The organism is Mesorhizobium sp. WSM4845, assembly GCF_055811455.1.
The window spans coordinates 157,507-180,898 of record NZ_JBVVQA010000001.1 but is presented as its reverse complement, the minus strand read 5'-3'; the positions used below and the strand labels follow the sequence as shown (position 1 = coordinate 180,898).

Annotated in this window: 18 protein-coding genes; 13 read left to right on the top strand and 5 right to left on the bottom strand. The window is 61.8% G+C overall.

Annotation, left to right across the window (positions count from 1 at the left end):
- Positions 1-9 precede the first annotated feature (9 nt).
- From AC0L2C_RS00830 to AC0L2C_RS00815, 4 genes are all read right to left on the bottom strand, one after another.
- Positions 10-1,719, bottom strand: a complete 1,710-nt coding sequence (locus AC0L2C_RS00830; protein WP_473522481.1) for an IucA/IucC family protein — start codon at positions 1,717-1,719, stop codon at positions 10-12.
- Positions 1,703-3,472 (bottom strand): IucA/IucC family protein, encoded by a 1,770-nt coding sequence (locus AC0L2C_RS00825; protein WP_473522480.1) that lies wholly within the window; start codon positions 3,470-3,472, stop codon positions 1,703-1,705. Before AC0L2C_RS00825 ends, AC0L2C_RS00830 begins: the two co-directional genes overlap by 17 nt.
- A gap of 231 nt (positions 3,473-3,703) precedes the next feature.
- Positions 3,704-4,831, bottom strand: coding sequence for an NAD(P)/FAD-dependent oxidoreductase (locus tag AC0L2C_RS00820; RefSeq protein ID WP_473522479.1), 1,128 nt, complete (start codon positions 4,829-4,831; stop codon positions 3,704-3,706).
- Between the two features lie 60 nt (positions 4,832-4,891).
- Positions 4,892-5,899 (bottom strand): SIS domain-containing protein, encoded by a 1,008-nt coding sequence (locus tag AC0L2C_RS00815; protein WP_473522478.1) that lies wholly within the window; start codon positions 5,897-5,899, stop codon positions 4,892-4,894.
- Between the two features lie 95 nt (positions 5,900-5,994).
- On the opposite strand from AC0L2C_RS00815, the gene AC0L2C_RS00810 reads away from it, so the two are divergent.
- The 13 genes from AC0L2C_RS00810 (at position 5,995) to AC0L2C_RS00750 (ending at position 22,496) form a co-directional block, all read left to right on the top strand.
- Positions 5,995-6,861 carry a PfkB family carbohydrate kinase gene (locus tag AC0L2C_RS00810; RefSeq protein ID WP_287374682.1) on the top strand — a complete coding sequence of 289 codons (867 nt, stop codon included), beginning with the start codon at positions 5,995-5,997 and terminating at the stop codon, positions 6,859-6,861.
- 161 nt (positions 6,862-7,022) lie between these two features.
- Positions 7,023-7,859, top strand: coding sequence for an ABC transporter substrate-binding protein (locus AC0L2C_RS00805; protein ID WP_287244877.1), 837 nt, complete (start codon positions 7,023-7,025; stop codon positions 7,857-7,859).
- 75 nt (positions 7,860-7,934) lie between these two features.
- Complete coding sequence (locus AC0L2C_RS00800) at positions 7,935-9,452, top strand: amino acid ABC transporter permease/ATP-binding protein (RefSeq protein WP_473522477.1); 1,518 nt, start codon at positions 7,935-7,937, stop codon at positions 9,450-9,452.
- A 110-nt stretch (positions 9,453-9,562) separates the two neighbouring features.
- Complete coding sequence (locus AC0L2C_RS00795; RefSeq protein WP_287374676.1) at positions 9,563-10,657, top strand: LacI family DNA-binding transcriptional regulator; 1,095 nt, start codon at positions 9,563-9,565, stop codon at positions 10,655-10,657.
- 422 nt (positions 10,658-11,079) lie between these two features.
- Complete coding sequence (locus tag AC0L2C_RS00790) at positions 11,080-12,111, top strand: substrate-binding domain-containing protein (RefSeq protein WP_027156384.1); 1,032 nt, start codon at positions 11,080-11,082, stop codon at positions 12,109-12,111.
- Positions 12,112-12,215: 104 nt separating this feature from the next.
- Positions 12,216-13,757: a sugar ABC transporter ATP-binding protein gene (locus tag AC0L2C_RS00785; protein ID WP_473522476.1), complete on the top strand. Its 1,542-nt coding sequence runs from the start codon at positions 12,216-12,218 to the stop codon at positions 13,755-13,757.
- 19 nt (positions 13,758-13,776) lie between these two features.
- Positions 13,777-14,766 (top strand): ABC transporter permease, encoded by a 990-nt coding sequence (locus tag AC0L2C_RS00780; RefSeq protein WP_192355807.1) that lies wholly within the window; start codon positions 13,777-13,779, stop codon positions 14,764-14,766.
- Positions 14,767-14,794: 28 nt separating this feature from the next.
- A complete protein-coding gene (locus tag AC0L2C_RS00775) occupies positions 14,795-15,775 on the top strand; it encodes a sugar-binding transcriptional regulator (RefSeq protein WP_023799691.1) in 981 nt (326 codons plus the stop codon).
- Positions 15,772-16,767 carry an aldo/keto reductase gene (locus tag AC0L2C_RS00770; protein WP_473522475.1) on the top strand — a complete coding sequence of 332 codons (996 nt, stop codon included), beginning with the start codon at positions 15,772-15,774 and terminating at the stop codon, positions 16,765-16,767. The genes AC0L2C_RS00775 and AC0L2C_RS00770 overlap by 4 nt, the downstream gene beginning before the upstream one ends.
- Positions 16,768-16,785: 18 nt before the next feature.
- Positions 16,786-18,522: a glycerol-3-phosphate dehydrogenase/oxidase gene (locus AC0L2C_RS00765; RefSeq protein WP_473522474.1), complete on the top strand. Its 1,737-nt coding sequence runs from the start codon at positions 16,786-16,788 to the stop codon at positions 18,520-18,522.
- On the top strand, positions 18,495-19,337 hold the full coding sequence (locus AC0L2C_RS00760) for a class I fructose-bisphosphate aldolase (protein WP_287237044.1): 843 nt from the start codon (positions 18,495-18,497) through the stop codon (positions 19,335-19,337). The genes AC0L2C_RS00765 and AC0L2C_RS00760 overlap by 28 nt, the downstream gene beginning before the upstream one ends.
- A gap of 25 nt (positions 19,338-19,362) precedes the next feature.
- On the top strand, positions 19,363-20,877 hold the full coding sequence (locus tag AC0L2C_RS00755) for an FGGY-family carbohydrate kinase (protein WP_473522473.1): 1,515 nt from the start codon (positions 19,363-19,365) through the stop codon (positions 20,875-20,877).
- Positions 20,874-22,496 carry a GMC family oxidoreductase gene (locus AC0L2C_RS00750; protein ID WP_473522472.1) on the top strand — a complete coding sequence of 541 codons (1,623 nt, stop codon included), beginning with the start codon at positions 20,874-20,876 and terminating at the stop codon, positions 22,494-22,496. Before AC0L2C_RS00755 ends, AC0L2C_RS00750 begins: the two co-directional genes overlap by 4 nt.
- A gap of 76 nt (positions 22,497-22,572) precedes the next feature.
- Here the strand turns inward: AC0L2C_RS00750 and AC0L2C_RS00745 are convergent, their stop codons facing one another.
- The gene (locus AC0L2C_RS00745) at positions 22,573-23,361 is read right to left on the bottom strand and encodes a class I SAM-dependent methyltransferase (protein ID WP_473522471.1); all 789 of its coding nucleotides are present in this window, start codon (positions 23,359-23,361) and stop codon (positions 22,573-22,575) included.
- Positions 23,362-23,392: the final 31 nt, after the last annotated feature.

The window sequence follows — 23,392 nt, the reverse complement described above, 5'->3', positions numbered from 1 at the left end:
TCTGTCTCCTTACGCGACTGCAAGGCTGTTTGGGATTTCGTGAGCGCATTCGGTGCCCGGTGGCGCGAGCTTGCGTCGCAGCAGCGATTCCGTGCGGATGCGTGGCTGGAAAAGGCCAAGCGCGGCCTGCCGGTGTGTCAGTCCGAACTGCCGGCAATGGTCCTGCAACTGCCTGCCGACGCCTGACCAGAAGCTGTCTTCGTCGAGGCCGTAACAATGCCGCAGCAGATGCGAGATCTCGGCGAGGTTGTAAACGAACAGCGCGTCCAGGCAGAGCTCGCCGAGCAAATCGGCGCTCTCCATCCAGTAGTACTGGTTGGGCGCGGCGTCACGATAGGCGGGGTTCAAGGCGAGGAAGTCGGGAACAATGGAGGGATCGCGCAGGAAGCCCGGCGCATATTCGACGCTGTCGTGGAAGTCGCGCATCGCCAGCCTCACGGGCAAGCCATCGCGATGGATCAGGATCAAGTTCTGGCCATGCGCTTCCGTCGCGATGCCATGGCCGACGAGCAGGTGAAACACCGGCATCACCACCGTAGCCACAAGCCTGTCGAGCCAGGCGTCCAGCCCGTACTGCTCGACCCAGTCCGCGACGAACGGCTGGCCGTCACTCTCCAAGGCCATCAGCGCGTTGAGCGGCACCGCGGTTTCGCCGGGCTGGAGGCTGCTCGTAACGTCCTCCCGCCAGATCGCGGCGATCTGTCCTGCCAGCGGTCCTTCCCGATCTGCGATCGTGCCGGCATATTCGGCCAGGATCGTGAGCGGATAGCGCGCCTCGAACAGCGTATCGCTGGCGACAATGTCCTTGAGCCAGCGGCTGATCGACGGCGCGCTGCACACCGAATGCGGCTCGATGATGCGCCTGGCCGACGAGTTGACGAGATTCATCGGCAGTTTGAGATTGGCGCGTCGCGGGTGATCGCGATTGAATAGCGTCCGCACGGATTGGCTGGCGCTATAGCGATCGCCGGCATGGCCGAGGAAACCGGCGGAGCCCTCCGCCAGCCAGCGCGACAGCTCCGAGCCCTGTAACGCTTTCCATTGCCAGGGATGCAGCGGCATCAGGCCAAACCGCCTTGCATTGTCGCCGAGCCGGGCACGGCGCTCGTCCAGCAGCGCGTAGGTTTCGGTGCCGAGTTCGTGCATCCAGAAAGCCTGCTCGTCCGTGGGAAACGCCGAGTGCAGACGTTCGGGCGCGACCGCCAGCCAGGCCAGTTGGAAGGCGTTGCCTGCTTCCGGGCCGTACGCCGCGTGGTCGGCGTAGTCGAAGCCGGTGCGCGCCTTGAAACACGGATGATAGGGATGACCCTCATCGATCGCGCTGTCGAGTTGCGCAAATGGCAGATCGCGGCGCGGTCTGGGCCGGAGATTGAGCTGGTTCCAGGCGCTGAAATCGAGCGTCCGATCCAGTTCGGACGTGAGTTGCGCGCGCCGTTCGGGGCAGGTGTCTATGCTCGCAAGGAGATCGCCGAGCGTCGCCGGGCGCCATTGGCCGGCGCAGCCCCGCTCGATCGTTTCGGCGACAACCCTGACCCGGCCGAAGGCGCCGATCGATCCCTCGCAGCGTATCGAGGCGCCGCCGCAGCGCCATTCGAAGCGGGCTTTCCCGCCGTCTCGCGACACCGCGCAATCGACCAGGCCCTCATAGACCAGGGCTTCCGCGAGCTGGCGCATCACACGCAGCTCGGGGATGCCGTGGAGATCAAGAGGCAATGGCATGTGCCTGCTCCGCGGCGACAAATAGCCTGACACGGCTGAGTGGATTGGGAAAATGCGTGTAGACGGCGCTGCCGCCCTCGGCCAGCTCATCGACATCCTGCAGTCGGATTGCCAGGTTGGCCTTCGCGGTGATGTGCGGCTTGTCCAGCAGGCTGGTCGCGAATTCCCCGCCCGCGCCAGTGAACTCTTGCGCCAGCTTCTTGAGCCGCGCACGCAGCATGGCGAGCAGTTCGGCCTCGCTTGCCAGGCCGTCATGCCCGGCGCGAGCGACGACCGAGAAGATCTGATTGACGATGAGGTAGTAGGAGAGCCGCTCGCGAATCTCACGGTCGTCGAAGAAAAGACTGCGGATCTGGACAATGTCGGGCGTCAGGCCATACCACCGGGCCCTGAAGCTGTTCGAGAGGTAGAACCCCTGGCTGTCGCGATAGAGGTATCGGCTGGGCAGCCCCTGCTGCGACAGGTCAAGCAAGCTGTTTTGCTGATGCGCTTCCAGCGCGACGCCGAACCGATCGTAGAGTTTGACCAGCGGATCGAGCGCACAGTCGAGATAGCATTCGAACCAGCGACGGCACGCCTGCCGCACCGAGATATCATGATCCTGCGCGACGCGCCGGACGACGGTTTCGAACAATGAGCTGTGCCCGAGACGTGGTTCGGCCGTCAGTGCCGAAACGGTGATCACCGGGTGGTCGGCGCGGCCCCGGAACGGGTTTTCGCGGAAGATGACTTCGAAACCGCTCTCGGCCTGCCCGGAAAAATCCAGCGTCACGTATGCGCTGTCGTGGAGAAAGCCGAGGCGCGGCTCGAACATGTCGATCCCGGCGCGCTCGAACAGGCGCGCCACCGCAACGCCCGCCTCCAGCTCGTGCCGCCTGTTGACGCGCTTCGAGTTGGTGATGCGGACGGGCAGCGAGAATTTCGGCATCCAGGCGGCATCATCGCTGTAAACCGTGCGCACCGAAGAAGTCGCCGTGAACACCGGCCCTGCCGGGCCGAGATACCGGATCTGCCCTGAATCCATGAGCGCGCGCACCGCCGGGTCGAGCATCAACGCTTGCGCCTGAAGCGGATGCATGGGCAGGAGCATCTCGCCGTTACCTGCGGCGACCTTGCCGGCGTCATTCCCCAGCAGTGAGCTGACGATCGCGGTCACCGCGATGCCGGCGGAATCCTCGCGGGCGAGGTCGGCAGCGGCGGCGAAATAGGCCAGCTGGAAACCGCCGCGCAATTCGGGGGCATAGACATCCTGCTGCCAGTTCGACATGCCCTGCAGGCTCTTGGGCGTCGGATGCAGCGGATGTCCAAAATACAGGGATTGTTCCGCGGCTATAAAGCCGATCGGTGGCGGCGCCCGATCGGCGGCATCGAGGTAACGCTTCGTCGCCTGACAGCTCTGAAGAATCCGTTCGAGGAGCTCCAGATCGGCTTGTCGGTGCGTGGCCGATCCGGCTTCTCTGGCTCCCAACACAAGTAGATGCACGGCCAGGATCGGTTCTATCTCGTGCCAGTTCGGACCTGCATCCTGACGAATCCAGATCTGTCCAAACAGGTGCATTCCGCAAAGCGATCGGGATTTCATTTCGATGCGCAGCACGGCATGCCGCGACGGCAGGGAAATCTCCACGCAATCGAAGTTCCGTTCTCCGATGCGGTGGAACACCGGAATCCCGGAATTCAGCTCACGCAAATAGCTGTTTGCGAAGGCTCGAAACGTTGCCTGTTCTGCTGCAATCTGATTCTTGTCGATCATTCGTTGCGGACGCCATGTCGCACAGACGCCGGGCAGGCGCTCTGTGCTGAGTTTCAAAGGTTTTGATGGCGCCGCGCGTGAAGGGCCAGCCTTGCTGCGGCCGCGGCTAAAACTAAACTACGATTGTCATGTTATCCTAGTCAGCTTCGCGGATCAACCTCCGAAGGCGGTCATCTGGGCAATGCCACCGCGGCTCATCTGGACAGTTCGATCTCGGCCGCGATTGCCCTTTTAGCCGAAACGGTTGGCGCGGAAGGTTGCAAGCATGGGATGCGGATTGCCGGAGGCGATTTCTTTGGCCAGCAATTCGCCGACGATCAGTCCAAGCGTGGCGCCGCTGTGGCTAAAAGCGACGTGAAGGTCGGCGACGGTCTCGACGGAGCCAAGCACCGGCTCGCCATCGCCGGGGATAGGCTTCGGGCCAACGGCGTAGGTTGCGAGTTGGAGCCGCGGATTGCCGTCGAGCACCGCGGTAGCTTCGTCGAGCAGTCCCTTTACGGTTTTGTCGTGCACGGTGTAAGTGCCGTCTGAGTTGACCATGACTTCTTCCTCCGACCATGCCGAATCCAAAACAAGTGCGCCATCCGGCGTCGGGCGCACCGCAACACGCGGCGTATTCAGCACGGCACGGAGGTCGGTCTTGATCGGTTTGGTCTTCAAGAGAAGTGAAATCGGGGTGGCGTCGGGGACATGGACTCCGATCTCCGCAAGCATGCAAGGCGTCGCTGGCCCTACGGCAAGGACGACTGCATCCGCCTCGACCGGCGTACCGCCAGCAGTGATGACGCCACGTGCGCGACCGCCTGTGGCAACTATCCGCACGCGTCCAGCGTCCTGAACAAGCTTGCCGCCGCGGGAGCGGAATTCATTGAGCAGCCGATCGATCAAAGACGGCAGGTCGACCCAACCTTCGCCAGGATTGAAGATGGCGCCCTGCGGGGCGATCGCGTTGGCATCGATGCCGGGCGTCACTGCGCCAACTTCGGCAGGGTCGAGCAGAAGCGAGTCATAACCAATATCCTGCTCCAACTGCCACATCGACGCGATCTGGTTCGCCTCGTCATCTGCATCCCAGGTGAGGCCGCCGTCAAAGCGAAGCCACGATGCGGCTTCCGGCCTTGTAGCGGCCAGGGTCCGATAACGATCGATGCCTGCAAGCCTCAAGCGGTGATAGGCAGTGTCCGCGCGTCGCGCTGAGTTCAGCCAGGAAAGTGAACGGCCGGATGCACCATTGGACGGCGCGCCGTCGTTGACAATGGTAACATCAAGGCCAAGGCGGGCGAGGTGCAGCGCGGTCGATGTGCCAAAGATGCCTGCGCCGACAACGACGACATGACGCGGCTTAGGGGATGCAGTCATAGAGAAATCCTTCTACGCGGAAGATGGGCTGAGTGTGAGATCGCCACACGCGCGGCGGGACTAGTAGTCCGACAGCTTCTTCATGTAGCGCCGGCCCTCGAGCATTGGCCGATCGCGCAAACCGGCCAGCTTGTAGGCAAAACGCCATAGAGTGTCGAAGAAGACCAAAGGCACGAGATAGGGTTTGATGTGTTCGGACATACCGCTGAGGTCGAGTTCGGCTCCATCGAGCACCAGGATGTTTTCCCGGCTGCCGTACTCGATAAGGAAATCGCGGGCGCGTTCGGAAAGGCTCCGCGTCTCATCCAAACCCAGCAAGACAATGAAGCAAGCATCCTTATCCACGACTTCGAATGGGCCATGAAAGAACTCGTTCGCGTGTATTGCCTGCGAGTCGTACCACTGCATTTCCATGAGCACGCAGATGGCGTAGGAATAGGCCGCACCGTAGCTGGCACCGCTGGCTAGTGTGTAGATTGCCTCTCGAGGTGCGAAGCGAGGGGCAAACGCCTCGAACCGGTCTGCGTAGGCCCAGTGCGCGCGCTCGATGGCCGGTTGAAGATGGCCCAGGGAGATCAGCAGGTCACCGGTTAGCCCGCCATCCTCCCGAGCATCGATCAAACCGGCGAGCAGCATGTAGAGCACGCCGTAATTGCTGTAGGCTGCATCGATTGCTTTGCCCGTCGTGTACGAAGCCTGGTAGGCAATCGGGTGGTCGACCGCCCGCGCGAGGGGCGATGTCTGGTCGAGCGTCATGCCGATTGTCGTTGCGCCTCGCGTCCTGGCATGATTGGCCGCCCGCACTGTCTCCTTGGTGGTTCCTGTCTGCGAGCAAAGGACAACGAGCGTGTCAGGTCCCAACCGCCGCGGATCTCGGCAGACGAATTCATCCGCGTTGTAGCTGTCACAGGCGAATGTCCCATTGTGGCGGTCGAGGAAGTATTTGCCTGCCATCATGATCGAGAGCGAGCCGCCGCACGCCACGAGAAAGAGGTGCGAAAACTGCCTGCCCGCGGTGGCGTTCAGAGCGCGTTCTACGTCGGCAGGCAGGGCGGAAATCATGAGCATCCTCGTCTCGCTGACAGAGTTGGGGTCGGCGCGCAATTGACAGGTAGCAGTCATTGTGCGAACGTTATCACATCCTATAAGCTGAAAGTCCTGCAATGGTCAAGATTGCCGCGATGGGCGATAACGTGGTCGATTGCTACCTTGATCGCGGCGAGATGTATCCTGGCGGAAACTGCCTCAATGTTGCAGTCCACCTGAGCCGCTTCGGCGGGCAGTCGGCCTATGTTGGAGCGATCGGAAAAGACCGGGCCGGGGACCTGATCTGCACCGCACTGGCGTCGGAGCGCGTTGACATCACCCGATTGCGGCGCCTCGAAGGGCCGACCGCTTACTGCCTCATAGGTCACCACAACGCCGATCGGATTTTCCTGGATTTCGACCTCGGTGTTTCGATGTTCACGCCGACGCATGAAGATCTGGATTTTCTCTCAGGCTTTCAGGCCGTGCATATCGGCCAGTCCAGCGGATTAGACCCTTGGATTGCCTCAGTGTCAGGTAACTCTCTATTATCTTATGATTTTTCTACGCGACGGGAACCGGAGCACCGGCGCAAGATTGGACCTTTTTGCTATCTGGCTTCCGTCTCAGGGGATGGTCTCGACGACAAGGAATTGGCCGCAGTCGTATCCGAGCTGCTTGCATGTGGTTCAAAGTGGGTTTTGGTGACTCGCGGTCGAGCCGGCGCGGTGCTTCACAGAGACTCTGTCTCCTACCACACTCCGGCGCGGCTGGTCGAACCCGTCGACACCTTGGGCGCGGGCGACACCTTCATCGCCCGAACGCTACTCGGCCTGCTTAACGAAGAGGCGCCTCAGGACATTCTCCGCCATGCCGCAGAGGCGGCGGCTGCAACCTGCCAGTACTACGGCGCGATCGGCCATGCGTCAGCAATAGATATCGGGAACATGACGCCCGAGATCCTTAGCGGGGCTCGGCACGCTCCACCCGGGAAAGCTGTCTAGCTGCGAAATTCTCCGAAACAATTGACGCAAGGAACGGATAATGCTAGGGGAAGTGATAACGTTCTCATCCGCTCAACGAAACGCCGCCTAAGAGCATTTTTGATGGATCAGACGTCGAGTGGAACCGCAAGGCCGGGTTCGGCCGATTAAGAGGAGAAGACATGCAAACAAATTCGAGCAGGCGCCACCTGGTGAAATGCGGTCTGGCGCTGACCGTCGCGTTGGTGACAGGATTTGGCACATTGGCCTGGTCCACGCAGGCAAAGGCGAGCGACAACCCCTACAATCTAATCGACCCGATGGCGATCAGCGTCGGAACGATGGGCGATGCGAAGCCCTACGTCTTCACCGACGCCAATGGAAACTTCACCGGCTTCGATGCTGAACTCTTCCGCGACGTGGCGCGCCGGCTCGGGTTCAAGGAGGAGCAGATTGTTTTCACCGGCCAGGAATTCTCGGCGCTGCTGCCATCCGTCGCCAACGGCCGCTTCGACGTCGCTGTCGCCGCGATTGGCACGACTGCGGAGCGCAAGAAGACCGTGGATTTTAGCGACGGATATATCGCCGGCTATCTGTCGATCATTTCGGCCGATCCGGCTCTGACGAGCAATGAGAGCACCGCCGGAAAGCGCATCGGCGTCATCCAGGGGACGCTGCAGGAAATCTATGCCGAGAAGAATCTGAAGGGCGACATCGTCAAGTTCCCCGATAACAACACCGCAGTGGCGGCGCTGAACAACGGGACGATCGATGGCCATTTCACCGACTATGAGTCGGCCAAGCAGTATGTAGAACGCTACAAGAACCTGAAGATAACAATGAACGTACCGTCCTTCGATGCGCCAGCCGGGTTCGTCGTCAAGAAAGGCAACGATAACTTCCGCGAGGCACTGAACAAGGCGCTGCGCGAGGCCATGGATGATGGCACCTGGAAGCGGCTGCACGAAAAATGGTTCGCGGGCACCCCGATGCCGGATCAATATCTGCCCAAGAAGTGAGTTCGAGCGACTTTGCTGTGTTTCCGGCCGGGCCCGTGAGCAACGGTGCCCGGCCGAGTTATAGATGGACCTGATATGAGCTGGTTCGATACCTTCTCCCGCAGCTTCCTTGATTTCCAGGCGATGGCAGACGTTCTGCCAAACATGGTGATGGTCGGCCTCAAGAACACCCTGATCCTTGCCGTCGCCTCGACGTTTTTCGGGACGCTGATCGGTATCGTCCTCGCCGTGATGGGGATTTCGGAAAACCGGCCGCTGAAACTCCTCGCACGGATCTACACCGATATCTTTCGTGGGCTTCCCGCCATTGTGACTATTCTAATCATTGGCCAGGGCTTCGCGCGGTTGGGCCGCGATCTGTTCGGTCCATCGCCTTATCCGCTGGGCATTCTGGCACTCAGCCTCATTGCCGGCGCCTACATCGGAGAAATTTTCCGGGCCGGCATTCAGAGCGTCGAGCGTGGTCAGATCGACGCCACCCGCACTCTCGGAATGACGTATGGCCAAGGCATGCGCCTGGTGGTGATCCCGCAAGGCATCCGCCGCGTCCTGCCGGCACTGGTCAACCAGTTCATCGGCAACGTCAAAGACTCCAGCCTGGTCTATTTCCTTGGCCTGCTCGCCTCCGAACGCGAACTGTTCCGTGTCGGCCAAGACCAGGCCGTGCTGACCGGCAATTTGTCACCACTCTTGCTGGCCGGCGTGTTCTATCTCGTGATCACGGTGCCGCTAACCCACCTCGTCAACTACATCGACGCGCGCATGCGCGTCGGCAAGCGTATCAGCGGCGTGCAGAGCGGCCTCAAGGAAGTCGCCGAGCTGGCTGACGCAGGTTTGCCGGGCGCAGCGAAGTCGCCCGCACGCTTCAAGGGTGGCAGCATCGAGGTCAAGAATATCGACATGGCCTACGGCGCCGTCCAGGTGCTCCATGACGTCAGTCTGAAAGTGGAGCCCGGGACGGTCACCTGCCTGATCGGCCCATCCGGCTCAGGCAAGTCGACCTTGCTGCGTTGCCTCAACCACCTCGTCGAGTGTCGAGCCGGGGACATCCTGCTCGATGGCGAAAGCATCTACAGCCAGACCCCTGACCAGCTTCGGCGGCGTGTCGGCATGGTTTTCCAGCAATTCAACTTGTTCCCCGACCGCAGTGCGCTCGCCAACATCACCCTGGCGCTGCGCAAGGTAAAAGGCATGTCACGCGAGGAGGCTGAGCGCGCGGCCTTGGCGAGGCTGCATGAAGTCGGACTTTTGGAGCGAAAAGACCATCGGCCGGCAAATCTTTCGGGCGGACAGCAGCAGCGGGTGGCCATCGCGCGAGCCCTGGCCCTCGAACCCGAAATTATGCTGTTCGACGAAGTCACCAGCGCCCTCGATCCGGAATTGGTGAAGGGTGTCCTGAACTTGATGGCCGACCTCGGACGGGGCGGGATGACGATGGTCGTCGTTACGCACGAGATGAACTTCGCTCGCAAGGTTGCAAACCAGGTCGTATTCATGGACGAGGGACGGATTGTCGAGGCAGGGCGACCAGCGGACCTTTTCGACAATCCGCAGAGCCCACGTCTTCGGCGCTTTCTGTCTGAGGTGCTCTGAACGCAATAGTGTGTGCAACGGCGAGTGCTGCTGTTTTCGGGCTTGCGGGGCGGGCCTAACTGCCACTAGCTCGTCGTTACGACGCACGAATGGGCGGCGGGGCTTGCTGAGTGGTTCAAAGATCGTCGAAAAACGCAACCATCATAGAGGTTGCTCGCCGGGCCGGGGTCAGTTCCGCCACGGCGGGGCGTGTGCTTGGCGACTATGGCTACAGCAGCCCCGAGGTTCAGGAGAAGGTGCGCGCCGCCGCAACAGCGCTGGGCTATCGCCCCAATCGCCTGGCAAAAGGTCTGATCACCGGTAAGACGCAGACTATCGGAGTTGTGGTCGGCGACATCGAAAGCCCATTCTACGCGAGCGTCTTGCGTGGAATAGGGGATGTCGCGCGCCGTGGCGGCTTCGGGGTTATCGTTACGAATAGTGACGAAAATGCCGAACTCGAGCGAGAGGCAGTGCAACTGCTGCTGGAAAAACAGGTCGACGGTTTGATCGTCTCGTCGACCTTCGCGGATCAGCCGGATCATCTTCGTGAGGCAGTCGCGGCCCGCTGTCCCGTGGTGCAGTTCGACCGCATCGTGGCGGGCCTGGAAACCGATACCGTGGTGGTCGACAACGTGTCTGCAACGCGCAGCAGCATCGCTGCAATGATTGAGGCCGGACACAGCCGCATCGGCATACTGGCCGAACTAGGTCCGGGCCAGCGCGATGATGTCGGCTCGTTTGTCGCGAACGCTGACCTCTCCAGCGCCGAGGTTCGCTACCACCATCCAAGCTGGCAACGGCTGTTGGGTTATCTGGAAGCCCATCGTGCCGCAGGAATCGAGCCAGATCTGCCGTTGATCCGCCGCGTGACGGTCTATTCCAGCGAGGCGGCCCGCAAAGAGGCGCTCGATCTGCTGACGATGCGCAATGCGCCGTCCGCCCTATTCACTGCCGACGGTGTGATGTCGACAGGCGTTCTGGAGGCGACTTCCGCACTGAAGCTTGCGATTCCAGGAGACGTTTCGCTGCTTTGCTTCGACGATCTCGACTGGATGCAGTTCGTGGCACAAGGTATCACAGCCATCGCGCAACCCGCCCATTTGATCGGAGCGGCGGCGGCGGAGCTTCTCTTGAAGAGGCTGGCGGAGGCCACCTTACCTTTCGAGCACCGTGTCCTGGCGGCCCGCTTGGTGGAGCGCAATTCGATTGCCGTGCATGTCTAAGGCTGGACGATCTGAAGTCCCCTGAGAGGGGAAGAAGGCCCGTCCCTGACATTCAATCCCTGCCTGCCTTGACCTACAACGGTCGTAGGTCATTCAGGAAAGCATCGCCAGGTCAGTTGAAACCGCTGACCTGAGCTTGCCTGGCGGTTCATTCACCAACACTGGCGACCCTAACGGCTTCGGCGCCGGTCCTCGTGAACGAGGACAGCCGCTGCGATGGCGGCGCTTGTCGTCTCGGCCGGGCGGGTGCACGAGCAGTTGTGAAATATATTTCTGTATGTGAATTTTATTGACACTCGAGCCAACTGCTGCGAATGATCAACCGCTGGGCCTCGGGAGGAGGTTCGGCCTCATCAACCACAAGCGGCGGCACGCAAGTGTCCGACCGCCCAATTGACCAGGCTTCGGCCGAGGGAGGACTCTTGCGAAAGTTTTTGAGCATGCTCGCCATTTCGGCAGCCGCCACCACAGTGTTGGGGGCAAGCCACGCCGCTGCCCAGGCCGCTAACCCGTTCAAGTGCGAGCCGGGTGAAAAATACGTCATGAACGTCATGGTTTCCGGCGTCGAATATTGGTTCCCGGTCTACGAGATGTTCAAGCAGGCTGGAAAACAGTTCGGCTGCGAGACCGAATATACCGGGACCCCCGAATACGACGTGAACAAGCAAATAGCGACGTTCGACCAGGCGCTGGCTCAGAAGCCGGCTGGCATCCTGGTCCATCCGATGAACTCCGATCCCTTCATCGAGCCAATCAATCGGGCCATTGAGCAGGGAACGGCAGTAGTCACATTCGCCGCAGACTCGCCCAACTCCAAACGAGTATCCTACATCACCTCCGACAACGTCGCCGAAGGCACCTATGCTGCCGATGCAGTCGCCAAGGCGATGGACGGCAAGGGCGAATACGCGGTCCTCGAAAACCCCGGACAGGACAATCACGACAAGCGCATTGCCGCGTTCATCGCCCGCATGGAAGCCAAATGGCCGGATATGAAGCTTGTCGGCCGCGCGGCGTCGAACCAGGATGCGACGAAGGCCTATCAGGCCGTGCTCAGCCTTGCTCAGGCGCATCCCGATCTGGGCGCGGTGTTCATGCCGGAAGCCAACTCGGCAATCGGCGCAGCTCAGGCCGCCAAGGAAGGCGGCGGCAAGATCCGGGTCATGCTGGCCGACGTCAACGCCAAGATCCTCGACATGATCAAGGCCGGCGAAATCTTTGGCTCAGTCAACCCGAACCAGGGCATGCAGGGCTATATGGGGTTCATGCTGCTGTGGCTGGCCAAGCATCCTGAACTGATCGATCCGATGAACGACGCCCGGCGGTCGGGCTTCAACGGCATGAGCGTGCCCTTCGTCGACAACGGCTTTTCCATCGTCACCGCGGAAAATGCCGACGATTTCTATTGGGACGCCTACCTCAAGCGGCGCGGCACCAAGGGCATCGAGGAATAAGGCCTGCCGCTCCTGGAGCTCCTTCGGAATGCTAGACCTGACGGGGCGCGTTCGCCCCGTCGACCCCGGCCATATCATCAATTTCAACGCTGAAGGGGGACGGAGTGACTGCCGCCGCCATTCTTGAAATCCGCGACATCTCGAAATCGTTCGGCGCCATCAAAGCGCTGACCGGGGTCGATTTCACGCTGCAGCGCGGCGAAATTCATGCGCTGTGCGGCGAGAACGGTGCGGGCAAGTCCACGCTCATGAATATCATCGCCGGCATTGTGCAACCCGACGAAGGCGCCATTCGTCTCGAAGGCAAGAACGTCACCATCACATCGCCATCCGCCGCGCAGCGGCTTGGCATAGGCCTCGTCCATCAGGAAATCGCGCTCTGCCAGGATGCCACGGTGGCCGAGAATATCCTCATGGCGGCCGTCAACAATCGGCGCGCGCCGCTGATGAATTTTCGCCGGCTCTACGCCGATGCACAGAAGATAATGGACCTGCTGGCGCCGATCCCGGTCGAGACGCCGGTGGCCGACCTTTCGATTTCCAACCAGCAACTTGTGGAAATCGCCAAGGCGCTGACGCTCGAATGCCGGGTGCTGATGCTCGACGAGCCGACGGCCGCGCTGACCGAGACCGAGGCGCAGCGCCTTTTCGCAATCGTCCGCGATCTCAAGGCGCGCGGAATTTCAATCATCTACATCAGCCATCGCATGGCCGAGATCTTCAGCCTGTGCGACCGCGTCACGGTGTTTCGTGACGGCAGATACGTAGCGACCGATTCTATCGCTTCGGTCACTCCCAATGATGTCGTACGCAAGATGGTCGGGCGCGAAATCACGCAGCTTTATCCCGAAAAGCTCTCGCCTGAACGAAGTACCGACCGCCCTGTGCTGTCGGTCGAAAATCTTTCCTATCGACAGGGTTCCGCTGGCGTTGGGTTCACGCTTCGAGCAGGCGAAATTCTTGGTTTCGGCGGGTTGATTGGCGCCGGTCGCAGCGAGATGGTCCAGACCGTTTGCGGCTTGCGCCCGAAAGTGTCGGGATCGGTCGAACTCAATGGCGAGCCGGTCAGCATCAGGACCTACAGCGATGCGGTGCGCGCAGGCCTCGTCTACCTCTCGGAGGACCGCAAGGCGTCGGGCCTGTTCCTCGACCTGTCGGTTGCATCCAATATCTCCGCGCTCGACCTTCGGAAGCTGACCACGCCGCTTGGGCTGCTCGATCGCCGCGCCGAGGCAAAGCAAGCCACCGACCTGGTCGTGCGCCACGGTGTGCGCATGGGCGGCATCGAGACACAGGTGTCGACGCTCAGCGGTGGCAACCAGCAGAAAGTCGCCATCGCCAGGCTTCTGTCGGTCGGCCCCAAAGTGGTCATTCTGGACGAACCCACACGCGGGGTCGATGTCGGCGCCAAAGTGGAAATTCATCGCCTGCTTCGCGATCTCGCCGAGCGGGGCGTCGGCGTCATCGTGATTTCATCCGAGCTTCCGGAATTGATCGGGCTGAGCGACCGGGTGCTTGTCATACACGAAGGTGCCATCGTCGGCGAACTGGGGGCTGACGAATTGACCGAAGAGGCAATCATGCTGCTGGCTTCGGGTCTCCGGCAGCAACGATCAAACGCAAGGCAGGTTCAGAATGTCGCTTAGACAGACCGGAGGAACCCTCATGGACGCCGAAATCAAGGCGAGCGCCCCCGGGCTTGGCGGGCGCAACTGGCTGCGTCTTGGGTCGATGCGCGAGGCGGGGCTGATCGCAATCATGCTGGCGCTGTGCATCGCCATGACATTCGCTTCGCCGCATTTCCTGACCTGGGGAAATTTCCGCGCCATGCTGATGAGCTTCTCCATTGAAGGCATCGTCGTGGTCGGCATGACGATACTCCTCATTGTCGGCGGCATCGACCTTTCCGTCGGGTCGGTGGTCTGCTTCTCCATGGTCGTGTCAGGCGCTCTGTTCCTGATGGGTCTGGACCCATGGACCGCGAGCCTTATCGGCATAGGCGCCAGCGCGCTGATCGGCGCGGCGATGGGTTTCTTCGTGACCGTTATCGGGCTCAATCACTTCATCACGTCGCTGGCGGCGATGGTGATCGTGCGCGGTCTCTGCCTTGTCATCACTAAGGGAACCCCGCTGTCGCTGTTCACCCTGCCGCCCGGGTTCAAGGCGATCGGCCAGGGCAGCTTCGGCAATGTGCCTTATGTCATCGTCATCTTTGTCGTGGTCGTGGCCATCTTCGATTTTCTGCTTCGGCGTGCCACGGCCTTCCGCAAGGTCTTCTATACCGGCAGCAACGAGAAGGCGGCCCAATTTTCGGGCATCAAGACCAAGCAGGTCAAATTCTGGGTCACGGTTCTCTGCTCCACCCTCGCGGGTTTTGCAGGCGTCATCTATATGTCACGCTTTGGCGCTGCGACCCCGACCTTCGGCGCTGGCATGGAGCTCAACATCATCGCCGCGGCGGTGATTGGCGGAGCATCGCTCAATGGCGGCTCGGGTACCATCTTCGGCGCCATACTGGGCATGGCGCTGCTCTCGGTCGTCACAAGCTCGCTGATCCTGCTCGACGTTTCCGTCTATTGGCAGGACATGATCAAGGGATGCATCCTGCTCGCGGCGGTATCGATCGACCACTTCCTGCACCGCAGGAAGTCCTGAGCAGCAGCGCGAGAGTTGAGCATCCATCATGTCACCACCCAATTCACGGGACGACGTCACGATCGTCCGCCAGATGTATCAGGCTCTTGTGCTTCATTACATGGAAGCCAAGACGCAGGCGGAAATCGCCAAGGAGCTCGGCATCTCGCATGCGACCGTCAACCGCCTCATCAAACGCGGTCATCAACTCGGGCTTGTCGAGATCAAGATCAAGTCGCCGGTCGAGCAATTGATCGACATCGAGGCGCGACTTGTCGCGATCGGCGGACTCCAAAGGGCCGTCGTCGTCCCCTCCGTTTCGGACAATCCGCAGACTGCGCTTCAGCGTGTCGGTGAGGCCGCAGCCAGGCTGGTGCTCGAGACGATCAAGGACGGCGACACGATTTCAATTACCGGGGGCAAGGGGGTGAGTGCCGTCGTCGCCGGCCTCAAGCCGAGCCGCGGCTACGACGTCGAGGTAGTTCCCGCGACCGGCCTGGTCCAGGGCAAGCATTACACCGACGTCAATCATGTCGCGTCTCTGATGGCCGACAAGCTCGGCGGCCGCGCCTATCAGATCCACGCGCCGCTGTTTGCCGACAGCCCGGCCCAACGTGACATGCTGATGGGCGTCCGGGCGGTTTCGGACGTCTTCAACAAGGCGCGCGAAGCAACGCTTGCGGTGGTCGGCATCGGCTCCATCCTGGCTGACGATTCGAGCTACTACGATCTGCACCCATCCTCGAGCGCCGACCGGCTGGCCATCGAGCGCTCGGGGGCGGCGGGCGAGCTGCTCGCCCATCTCATAGACGGCGACGGCAAGCTCGCCGACTACAGCCTCAACCGCTCGCTGGTCTCGCTGACGCTCGAGGAATTCGCGACCATTCCGCAGTCGATCGGGGTCGCCAGCGGCGCCAGCAAGGTGGTCCCAATCCTCAGTGCCATGCGCGGCTCTCACCTCGATACTCTCGTCACCGACGAAACCACCGGCTTGAAGATCCTCGAGCTCGCCGAAGGAAATGCAGCATGAATTCTCGACAAATCAACCGCTCAATCGGCAAGTCCGGCGTTGTCGCTTCGGCGGTGGGACTCGGCACCTGGGCCATCGGCGGCTGGATGTGGGGTGGCACGGATGAAGCAGAATCGATCGCCGCCATCCAGGCGTCCATCGATGCCGGCGTCTCGCTGATCGACACTGCGCCGGCTTACGGCCTCGGCCGCAGCGAAGAGATCGTCGGCAAGGCCATCAAGGGCCGGCGCAACCGCGCGGTCATCGCCAGCAAATGCGGCCTGAACTGGCATTCGAAAAAGGGCAACCACTTCTTCGATCAGGATGGAACGCCGGTGAACCAATATCTGGGCGCCGACGGCATCGCTTACGAAGTGGAACAGAGCCTGCGGCGGCTCGGCACCGACTATATCGATCTCTACATCACCCACTGGCAGGACCCGACGACACCCATTGCCGAAACAATGGAAGCGCTCGAACGCCTCAAATCCGCTGGCAAGATCCGCGCCATCGGCGCAAGCAATCTCAATGCTGCCGAGCTGCAGCAGTATGTCGCCGCTGGCCAGCTCGACGCGATCCAGGAAAGATATTCGATGCTGGATCGAGAGATTGAGCAGACATTGCTGCCGATCGCGCGCCAGCATCAAGTTGCAGCACTCAGTTACTCGTCGCTTGCACTCGGCCTGCTCTCAGGCGCCATCGATCCGGCGCGTGAGTTCAGCGGCGACGACCAGCGCAAGGACAATCCGCGTTTCTCTCAGGCCAACCGGCGCAAGGTAGCCGCGTTGAAACATGCCCTGACCCCGGTCGCTGAGATCCACCAGGCAAGCATGGCGCAGATCGTCATCGCCTGGACGCTGGCGCAGCCCGGCATCACCTTCGCGTTGTGTGGAGCGCGAAACGCGACGCAGGCGCTCGACAACGCCAGGGCAGGGGAGATTTTGTTGAGCGCGGCGGAACTGGGGGCCATCGATGCAGCGGTGGCCGGGCATCTCGTAGCGATAGACGCGTGATAGAAAGCGCGTCCTGAGATGAATCGCATCCAGACGATCGCCGGCTTGCGCGAGAACCCCGATGTCGACGTCCTCGTCATAGGCGGCGGCATTAACGGCATCAGCGTATTTCGCGAACTCGCTTTGCAGGGCGTCGATGTGCTGCTCGCCGAAAAGGGTGATTATTGTGGCGGCGCCAGCGCAGCCCTCTCGCGCATGGTTCATGGCGGCTTGCGCTACCTTGAAAACGGCGAGTTCAAGCTGGTTCGCGAATCTCTGCTCGAACGCGATCGGCTATTGAAGAACGCTCCGCATTACGTTGCGCCACTGCCAACCACAGTGCCTATCTTCGACCTGTTCTCAGGCATGGCAAATGGCGCGTTCCGCTTCCTTGGGCTAAGCCGTCGTCCGGGTCGGCGCGGCGCATTGGTCATCAAGACCGGCCTGGCGATGTATGATTTCTTCACCGCCGCACGGCGTATCGTCCCGACGCACAAGTTCAGGAGCCGCGCTGAAACACTCGAGGTCTGGCCCGCAATAAACCCTGCTGTCCGCAATTCGGCGACATATTTTGACGCCTGGGTCAGCCACCCCGAGCGGCTGGGTACCGAGATGCTGCGCGACACCATGAAGGAAAAGCCATCCGCTCGAGCGCTCAACTATGCACGCGTATTGCTCGGTGACGCGGGCCTTGCGCTTAACGACGGACTGTCTGGCGAAACAGTTGCCGTGAAGCCGCGGCTCGTCGTCAACGCCACAGGCGGCTGGATCGACCTGACCAATTCGGCTATCGGAGCCGTTGCGCCCAAGTTTATGGGCGGCACCAAAGGATCGCATCTGATCGTCGATAATCGCGAGCTTCACGACGCCCTCGACGGCCACATGATCTATTACGAGAACGAGGACGGCCGGATCTGCATTCTGTTCCCCTATCTCGGCAATGTGCTGGTCGGCTCGACGGATATCCGTGCCGACGATCCCGACCAGGCGCGCTGCGAGGACGACGAGCGGCAATACATCCGGCAGTCCGTGTCCTTCGTGTTTCCCGGGATCGAGATCGCTGATTGCGACATCGTCTTTCAGTTCACCGGGGTGAGGCCGCTACCGATAAGCCAGGACAGTTTTACCGGGCGCATTCCCCGCGATCATTTCTGCGAGCTCATCGAGGGCGCCGGTATAGTGCCGCCGACGCTGTGCATGATCGGCGGGAAATGGACAACCTTCCGGTCGTTCGGCGAACTGGCAGCGGATATCGTGCTCGGGCGATTGTGCCGACAGCGCATCGTCGGCACCGAAAACATGCCGATCGGCGGCGGCCGGCATTTTCCCATGGCCCCCGAAAAATGGTGCGCAGAACGCGCGGCGGCGCATGGCCTGTCGCTTGACCGCATGCGCAGCCTCTTCGAGCGCTACGGCACCGTGGCGGATGCCGTCGCCGCCTTTTTGGCAGCGGGACAGGACGAGCTCTTGCCTGGCAGCGACTACTCGGTCCGGGAGATTCAGTATCTCATCGCCAATGAATATGTCGAGCAGTTGGAGGACCTGCTGCTCCGCCGCACGACAATTGCCATCACCGGCGCTCTCTCTTGCGACCTTCTCGATGCGGTTCTCGATATTCTCGCAGTCGAAAAGAGCTGGGACGCTGCGCGCAAGGCATTCGAGCGCACCGATTTCCTCGCCCTGCTGCAGCGCCAGCACGGCGTCGATCTCGACCGGCTATCGCAAAAAGACCAAGGAAGGAGCGCCGAATGCGCATCAACAAGAAAGTCCGCATGAACCGGCTGTTCGGCGGGGCGCGTTGTCTCGACGTCGCAATCGACCATGGCGTATGCAACGAGCCGTCGTTCCTGGAGGGGCTGGAGGATATGGCCGGCGTCGTCGGCCAGCTGGTCGCCGCGGGGCCGGACGCCATTCAGATGAATTATGGCCAGGCCGATCTGCTGCAGTCCCTGCCCGGCAAGGACAAGCCGGCATTGGTCATGCGCATAGACATGGGCAATCCATACAACAAAACCCGCCATCGCTCGATGTGGGCCATCCTGCAGAACGAAGCCGAGCCGCTGATCGGCGCGCTGGAGATGGACGCGGCCTGCGTGGTCGTCAATCTATTCATGCTGCCCGACGAGCCGGACCTGTTCCGGCAATGCGTCCACAACATTGCCAGGGTTCGCGCCGACTGTGAAAGATATGGCTTGCCGCTGATGATCGAGCCGCTGGCCATGCTGCCCAACTCGGAGCGCGGAGGCTACATGGTCGACGGCGACCCCGAAAAGATCGTCACCCTGACCCGGCTCGCCAGCGAGATGGGCGCCGACATCATCAAGGCGGATCCGACGACCGATCCGAACGACTTCCACCGGGTGGTGGCTGCGGCACGCTGTCCTGTCCTTGTGCGCGGTGGGGGCAGGGAGGATTTGCGCGCCGTCTTCGACAAGTCGGCGGCGCTGATGGCACAAGGCGCGGCAGGCATGGTCTATGGCCGCAACATATACCAGCATTCCAACCCTCGTGCCGTCGTGAGAGGATTGATGGCGATCATCCATGAGAATGCGGACGGCGCGGCGGCCTGGGAGCTCTACCAGCAAGAATAATCTTTGCAGCTTGGGAGGAGCTTCAATGCAGCGATACATTCTTGGCCTTGATGCGGGCAATACCGTCATCAAGGCCATCATCTTCGACACCGCCGGTCGCGAACTCGCACTTGCCGCTCGCGACGGCCGTTCCTGCATGCCAGAGCCCGGCCATGTCGAGCGGGACCTCGGCGAATTGTGGCGCAACGCCGTCGAGGTCATCCGCCAGTGCCTCGACCAGTCGGGCATCGACCCCCGCGAGATCCGGGTGATCGGCTGCGCCGGCCACGGCAACGGGCTCTATGCGCTGGACCGCGGCGGCGACCCGCTGCTCGGCATCCAGTCTCTCGACACGCGCGGCGTCGGCATCGTCAGCGAATGGGCGGCCGCAGGCGTTGGCGACCGGACCTATATCCACTGCCTGCAACGGCCCTGGGCGGCGCAGACGCCGACTCTGCTGGCGTGGCTCAAGCGCCATGATCCGGCACTTTTTGCCAAAATAGGCACCGTCTTCCTGTGCAAGGATTTTATCGTCAACCGCCTCACCGGCACGCGCTCGACCGAGACCTCGGATATGTCGGGCTGCGGGCTTTTGCACATGCCCGGCCGACGCTACGAGCCTGAGTTGCTGGCCGCCTATGGTCTCGACGATTGCATGGAACTGCTGCCGAACGTGCTGGAAGCCTCCGCCATCGCCGGCCATGTCACGCGCGATGTCGCCGCTGCCACCGGCCTTCTTGCGGGCACGCCTGTGGTGGCTGGCCTGTTCGACGTCGTCGCCAGCGCCATCGGTTCGGGCGTCACCAGCACCGGCGCAGCCTCGATCATTGCCGGCACCTGGAGCATCAACCAGGTTATCACCCAGGAGCCGATCCGCGATCCGTCGATCTTCATGCTGTCGACGTTCGATCCGGTGCGCTACCTCGCCATCGAATCGAGCGCCACTTCGGCCGCAAATCTCGAGTGGATCGTGCGTGAGTTCTTCGAGCATGCGCCGCCGGCAGGCGCATCGCCATTCGAGATCTGCAGCGAGCTTGTTGCTTCCGTCGATCCCGCGGGAGACATGCCGATCTACCACCCATTCCTTTACGGCTCGCAGCAGAATGGCAAGGCGCGTGCCGGTTTCTACGGCATCGCCGGCTGGCACACGCGGGCTCATATGCTGCGCGCACTGTTCGAGGGCGTCGTCTTCGAGCACCGGCGCCATGTCGAGGCGTTGCGTCGAGCGGGAGCCATTGTCAGCCAGGCGGTTCTTTCGGGCGGCGGCTCGCGCAGCGCCGTTTGGCCGCAGATATTCGCCGATGTGCTGGACGTGCCGGTGACCGTGGCGCGCAGCCGTGAGACAGGTGCGCTGGGAGCTGCGATTGCAGCCGGGACAGGCGTCGGCTTATTTGCCGACTTCTCTGCGGGCGCCGCCGCGATGACCGCGCCCGACCGATGCTACCAGCCCAATTGCGCGATCGCACCGGTCTATGAGCGGCGCTATCGTCTCTATGGTGAGATCAACAAGGCCATGGGTCCGCTATGGGACAGGATGGCAAGCGAACGGACGTCCAATTGACACAGACCGCTGCCGATTTTGGACAGTACGACTTCATCATCGTCGGCGCGGGTTCAGCCGGCTGCGTGCTGGCCAACAGACTGTCGGCCAATCCAGGCATGCGCGTGCTGCTTCTGGAAGCCGGCGGCAGCGATCGCTATCACTGGGTCAACATTCCCATCGGCTATCTCTACTGCATGGGCAACCCGCGCACCGATTGGCTGATGAAGACCGAGCCGGAGCCCGGGCTGAACGGTCGTGCGCTCAACTATCCGCGCGGCAAGCTTCTGGGCGGCTGCTCGTCGATCAACGGCATGATCTACATGCGTGGCCAGGCGGCCGACTATGATGGTTGGCGGCAAGCCGGGAATCTCGGTTGGGGCTGGGATGACGTGCTTCCGTATTTCCGCAAGTCCGAGGACCATTTTGGTGGTGCCAACGACCTTCACGGCGCCGGTGGCGAATGGCGCGTCGAGCGCCAGCGCCTGTCGTGGCCAATCCTGGATGCCTTCCGCGATGCTGCCGAGGAACTCGGCATCCCCCGGACCGAGGATTTCAACGGCGGGACCAACGAAGGGTCGGGCTATTTCGAGGTCAACCAGAGGAAAGGCGTGCGCTGGAATACCTCTAAGGCGTTCCTGCGCAGCGCGCTGCGACGCCCGAATTTGCGCGTCGTCACCGGCGCCGAGACCGAGATGCTGGATTTCGACGGAGCTTGCGTTACCGGCGTTGTCTTTCGCATGGGCGGCCAACTGCATCGTGCGCGGGCAGGCGAGACGATCCTTGCCGCCGGCGCGATCAATTCGCCGAAGCTGCTCGAGCTTTCCGGCGTCGGCCGACCTGCCGTGCTTGGCGCAGCAGGAATCCCGGTTCGCCACGCGCTGGAAGGCGTCGGCGAGAACTTGCAGGATCATCTGCAGATCCGCACAGTCTTCAAGGTCGCCAACGCCTCGACGCTAAACCAGCGCTACCACAATCTGTTCAGCCGCGCGGCCATGGGCGTCGAATACGCTATCCGTCGCAGCGGACCGCTGTCGATGGCGCCGAGCCAGCTTGGCATCTTCGCCAGAAGCGACCCACGCCTGGAGACGCCCGATCTCGAATACCATGTCCAGCCGTTGAGCACTGACCGGCTGGGCGAGCCCCTGCATCGTTTCCCCGCGGTCACGGTTTCGGTCTGCAATCTCAGACCGGAAAGCCGCGGCACCGTCCACATGGAGGCGTCCGATCCGCAGGCGGCTCCGAAGATCCGGCCGAACTATTTGTCTACCAGGGGGGACAGGACCGTGGCTGTGGCATCGCTCCGCCACGTCCGCCGCTTGATGAAGGCGCGCGCCATTGCCCGTTACGCGCCTGAGGAAATGCTGCCCGGCGCACATTATGAAAGCGACGAAGAACTCGTCCGCAAGGCCGGCGATATCGGCACCACGATTTTCCACCCGGTCGGCACCTGCAAGATGGGCGCAGGCTCGACGGCAGTGGTCGACGGCCGGCTGCGGGTGCACGGCATTTCTGGCCTGCGCGTCGTCGACGCTTCGATCATGCCGACGATCGTTTCCGGCAACACCAACTCTCCAGTGGTCATGATCGCAGAGAAGGCATCGGAGATGATCCTCCAGGACGCCAATCAGAAGAAATAATCCTCGGTGGCGCATCTGAGCTGCCGCCGACCGGCAGCTATTGCCTGTCGTGCCGTCGCCCCGCAATGCCGAGGTGTTACTGCGGCTTTGTCGCGCACATCGCGAAGCGATGTTGAGTGGCGCGTTCGAGCGCCTTGGGCCAACTCATCCGTCGAGCCTGGGCGCGATGGATCGCGCCCAGTTTCCAGTCCACGACCGGCTGCTCGAACCCGGCTTCGGCCAGCAAGCGAACTATCTCTTCCGCCCGTGCGCCGCCGGAGAAATAGACACGGGCAAGAATGTTCTGGTGACGTCTGGCCATGGCGGCGCCGTCATCGTCCGAGACCTGGGACTTGCCGGCCGTGAGCTTCTGCCAAAGTTCCCGCATACGCGTCGCCCAGTTGCGGCTGACAAAATCGCCGTCGATGACCAGCAGCCTGCCGCCGGGCTTCAGCAGCGAGAACCATTCGGCAAAGGCCGCCTTCGGATCCAGCAGCGTCCAGACCAGGTGACGGGTGACGATGACATCGTAGCTCGTCCTGTCCTCGAGCGTCCGTTCGGCATCCCTCACGATGAAGCGGATATCGGCGCCGCGTTTTTGTGCCTTGGCGCGCGCCTTGGCGAGCATGGCTTCCGACCAGTCGAGGCCTGTCACCACAAAGCCCAGATCGTGCATCAGATGCGAAATGACGCCAGTCCCGCAGGCGAGATCCAGAGACGCCCGCCCGGCGCCTGGCCCAATGTGCCTGGTTATGAGCGCGTGCCAGGCGGCACGCTCCTGCTCGGAAAAAATCTCGTGGCCGACCTGCAGGTCGAATGTCTCGGCGCGGTCGGACCAATAGTCCCGAATCTCGTCGCGCAGCGAATAGTTTGCGTGAGCCGTCATTGCCCGAAACGCACTCCCCAAAGCGGCTACA

Coding starts and splice junctions, on each gene's coding strand:
- AC0L2C_RS00830 (WP_473522481.1), bottom strand. CDS start 1,719: ATGCCATTGCCTCTTGATCTCCACGGCATCCCCGAGCTGCGTGTGATG.
- AC0L2C_RS00825 (WP_473522480.1), bottom strand. CDS start 3,472: ATGATCGACAAGAATCAGATTGCAGCAGAACAGGCAACGTTTCGAGCC.
- AC0L2C_RS00820 (WP_473522479.1), bottom strand. CDS start 4,831: ATGACTGCATCCCCTAAGCCGCGTCATGTCGTCGTTGTCGGCGCAGGC.
- AC0L2C_RS00815 (WP_473522478.1), bottom strand. CDS start 5,899: ATGCTCATGATTTCCGCCCTGCCTGCCGACGTAGAACGCGCTCTGAAC.
- AC0L2C_RS00810 (WP_287374682.1), top strand. CDS start 5,995: ATGGTCAAGATTGCCGCGATGGGCGATAACGTGGTCGATTGCTACCTT.
- AC0L2C_RS00805 (WP_287244877.1), top strand. CDS start 7,023: ATGCAAACAAATTCGAGCAGGCGCCACCTGGTGAAATGCGGTCTGGCG.
- AC0L2C_RS00800 (WP_473522477.1), top strand. CDS start 7,935: ATGAGCTGGTTCGATACCTTCTCCCGCAGCTTCCTTGATTTCCAGGCG.
- AC0L2C_RS00780 (WP_192355807.1), top strand. CDS start 13,777: ATGGACGCCGAAATCAAGGCGAGCGCCCCCGGGCTTGGCGGGCGCAAC.
- AC0L2C_RS00775 (WP_023799691.1), top strand. CDS start 14,795: ATGTCACCACCCAATTCACGGGACGACGTCACGATCGTCCGCCAGATG.
- AC0L2C_RS00770 (WP_473522475.1), top strand. CDS start 15,772: ATGAATTCTCGACAAATCAACCGCTCAATCGGCAAGTCCGGCGTTGTC.
- AC0L2C_RS00765 (WP_473522474.1), top strand. CDS start 16,786: ATGAATCGCATCCAGACGATCGCCGGCTTGCGCGAGAACCCCGATGTC.
- AC0L2C_RS00760 (WP_287237044.1), top strand. CDS start 18,495: ATGCGCATCAACAAGAAAGTCCGCATGAACCGGCTGTTCGGCGGGGCG.
- AC0L2C_RS00755 (WP_473522473.1), top strand. CDS start 19,363: ATGCAGCGATACATTCTTGGCCTTGATGCGGGCAATACCGTCATCAAG.
- AC0L2C_RS00745 (WP_473522471.1), bottom strand. CDS start 23,361: ATGACGGCTCACGCAAACTATTCGCTGCGCGACGAGATTCGGGACTAT.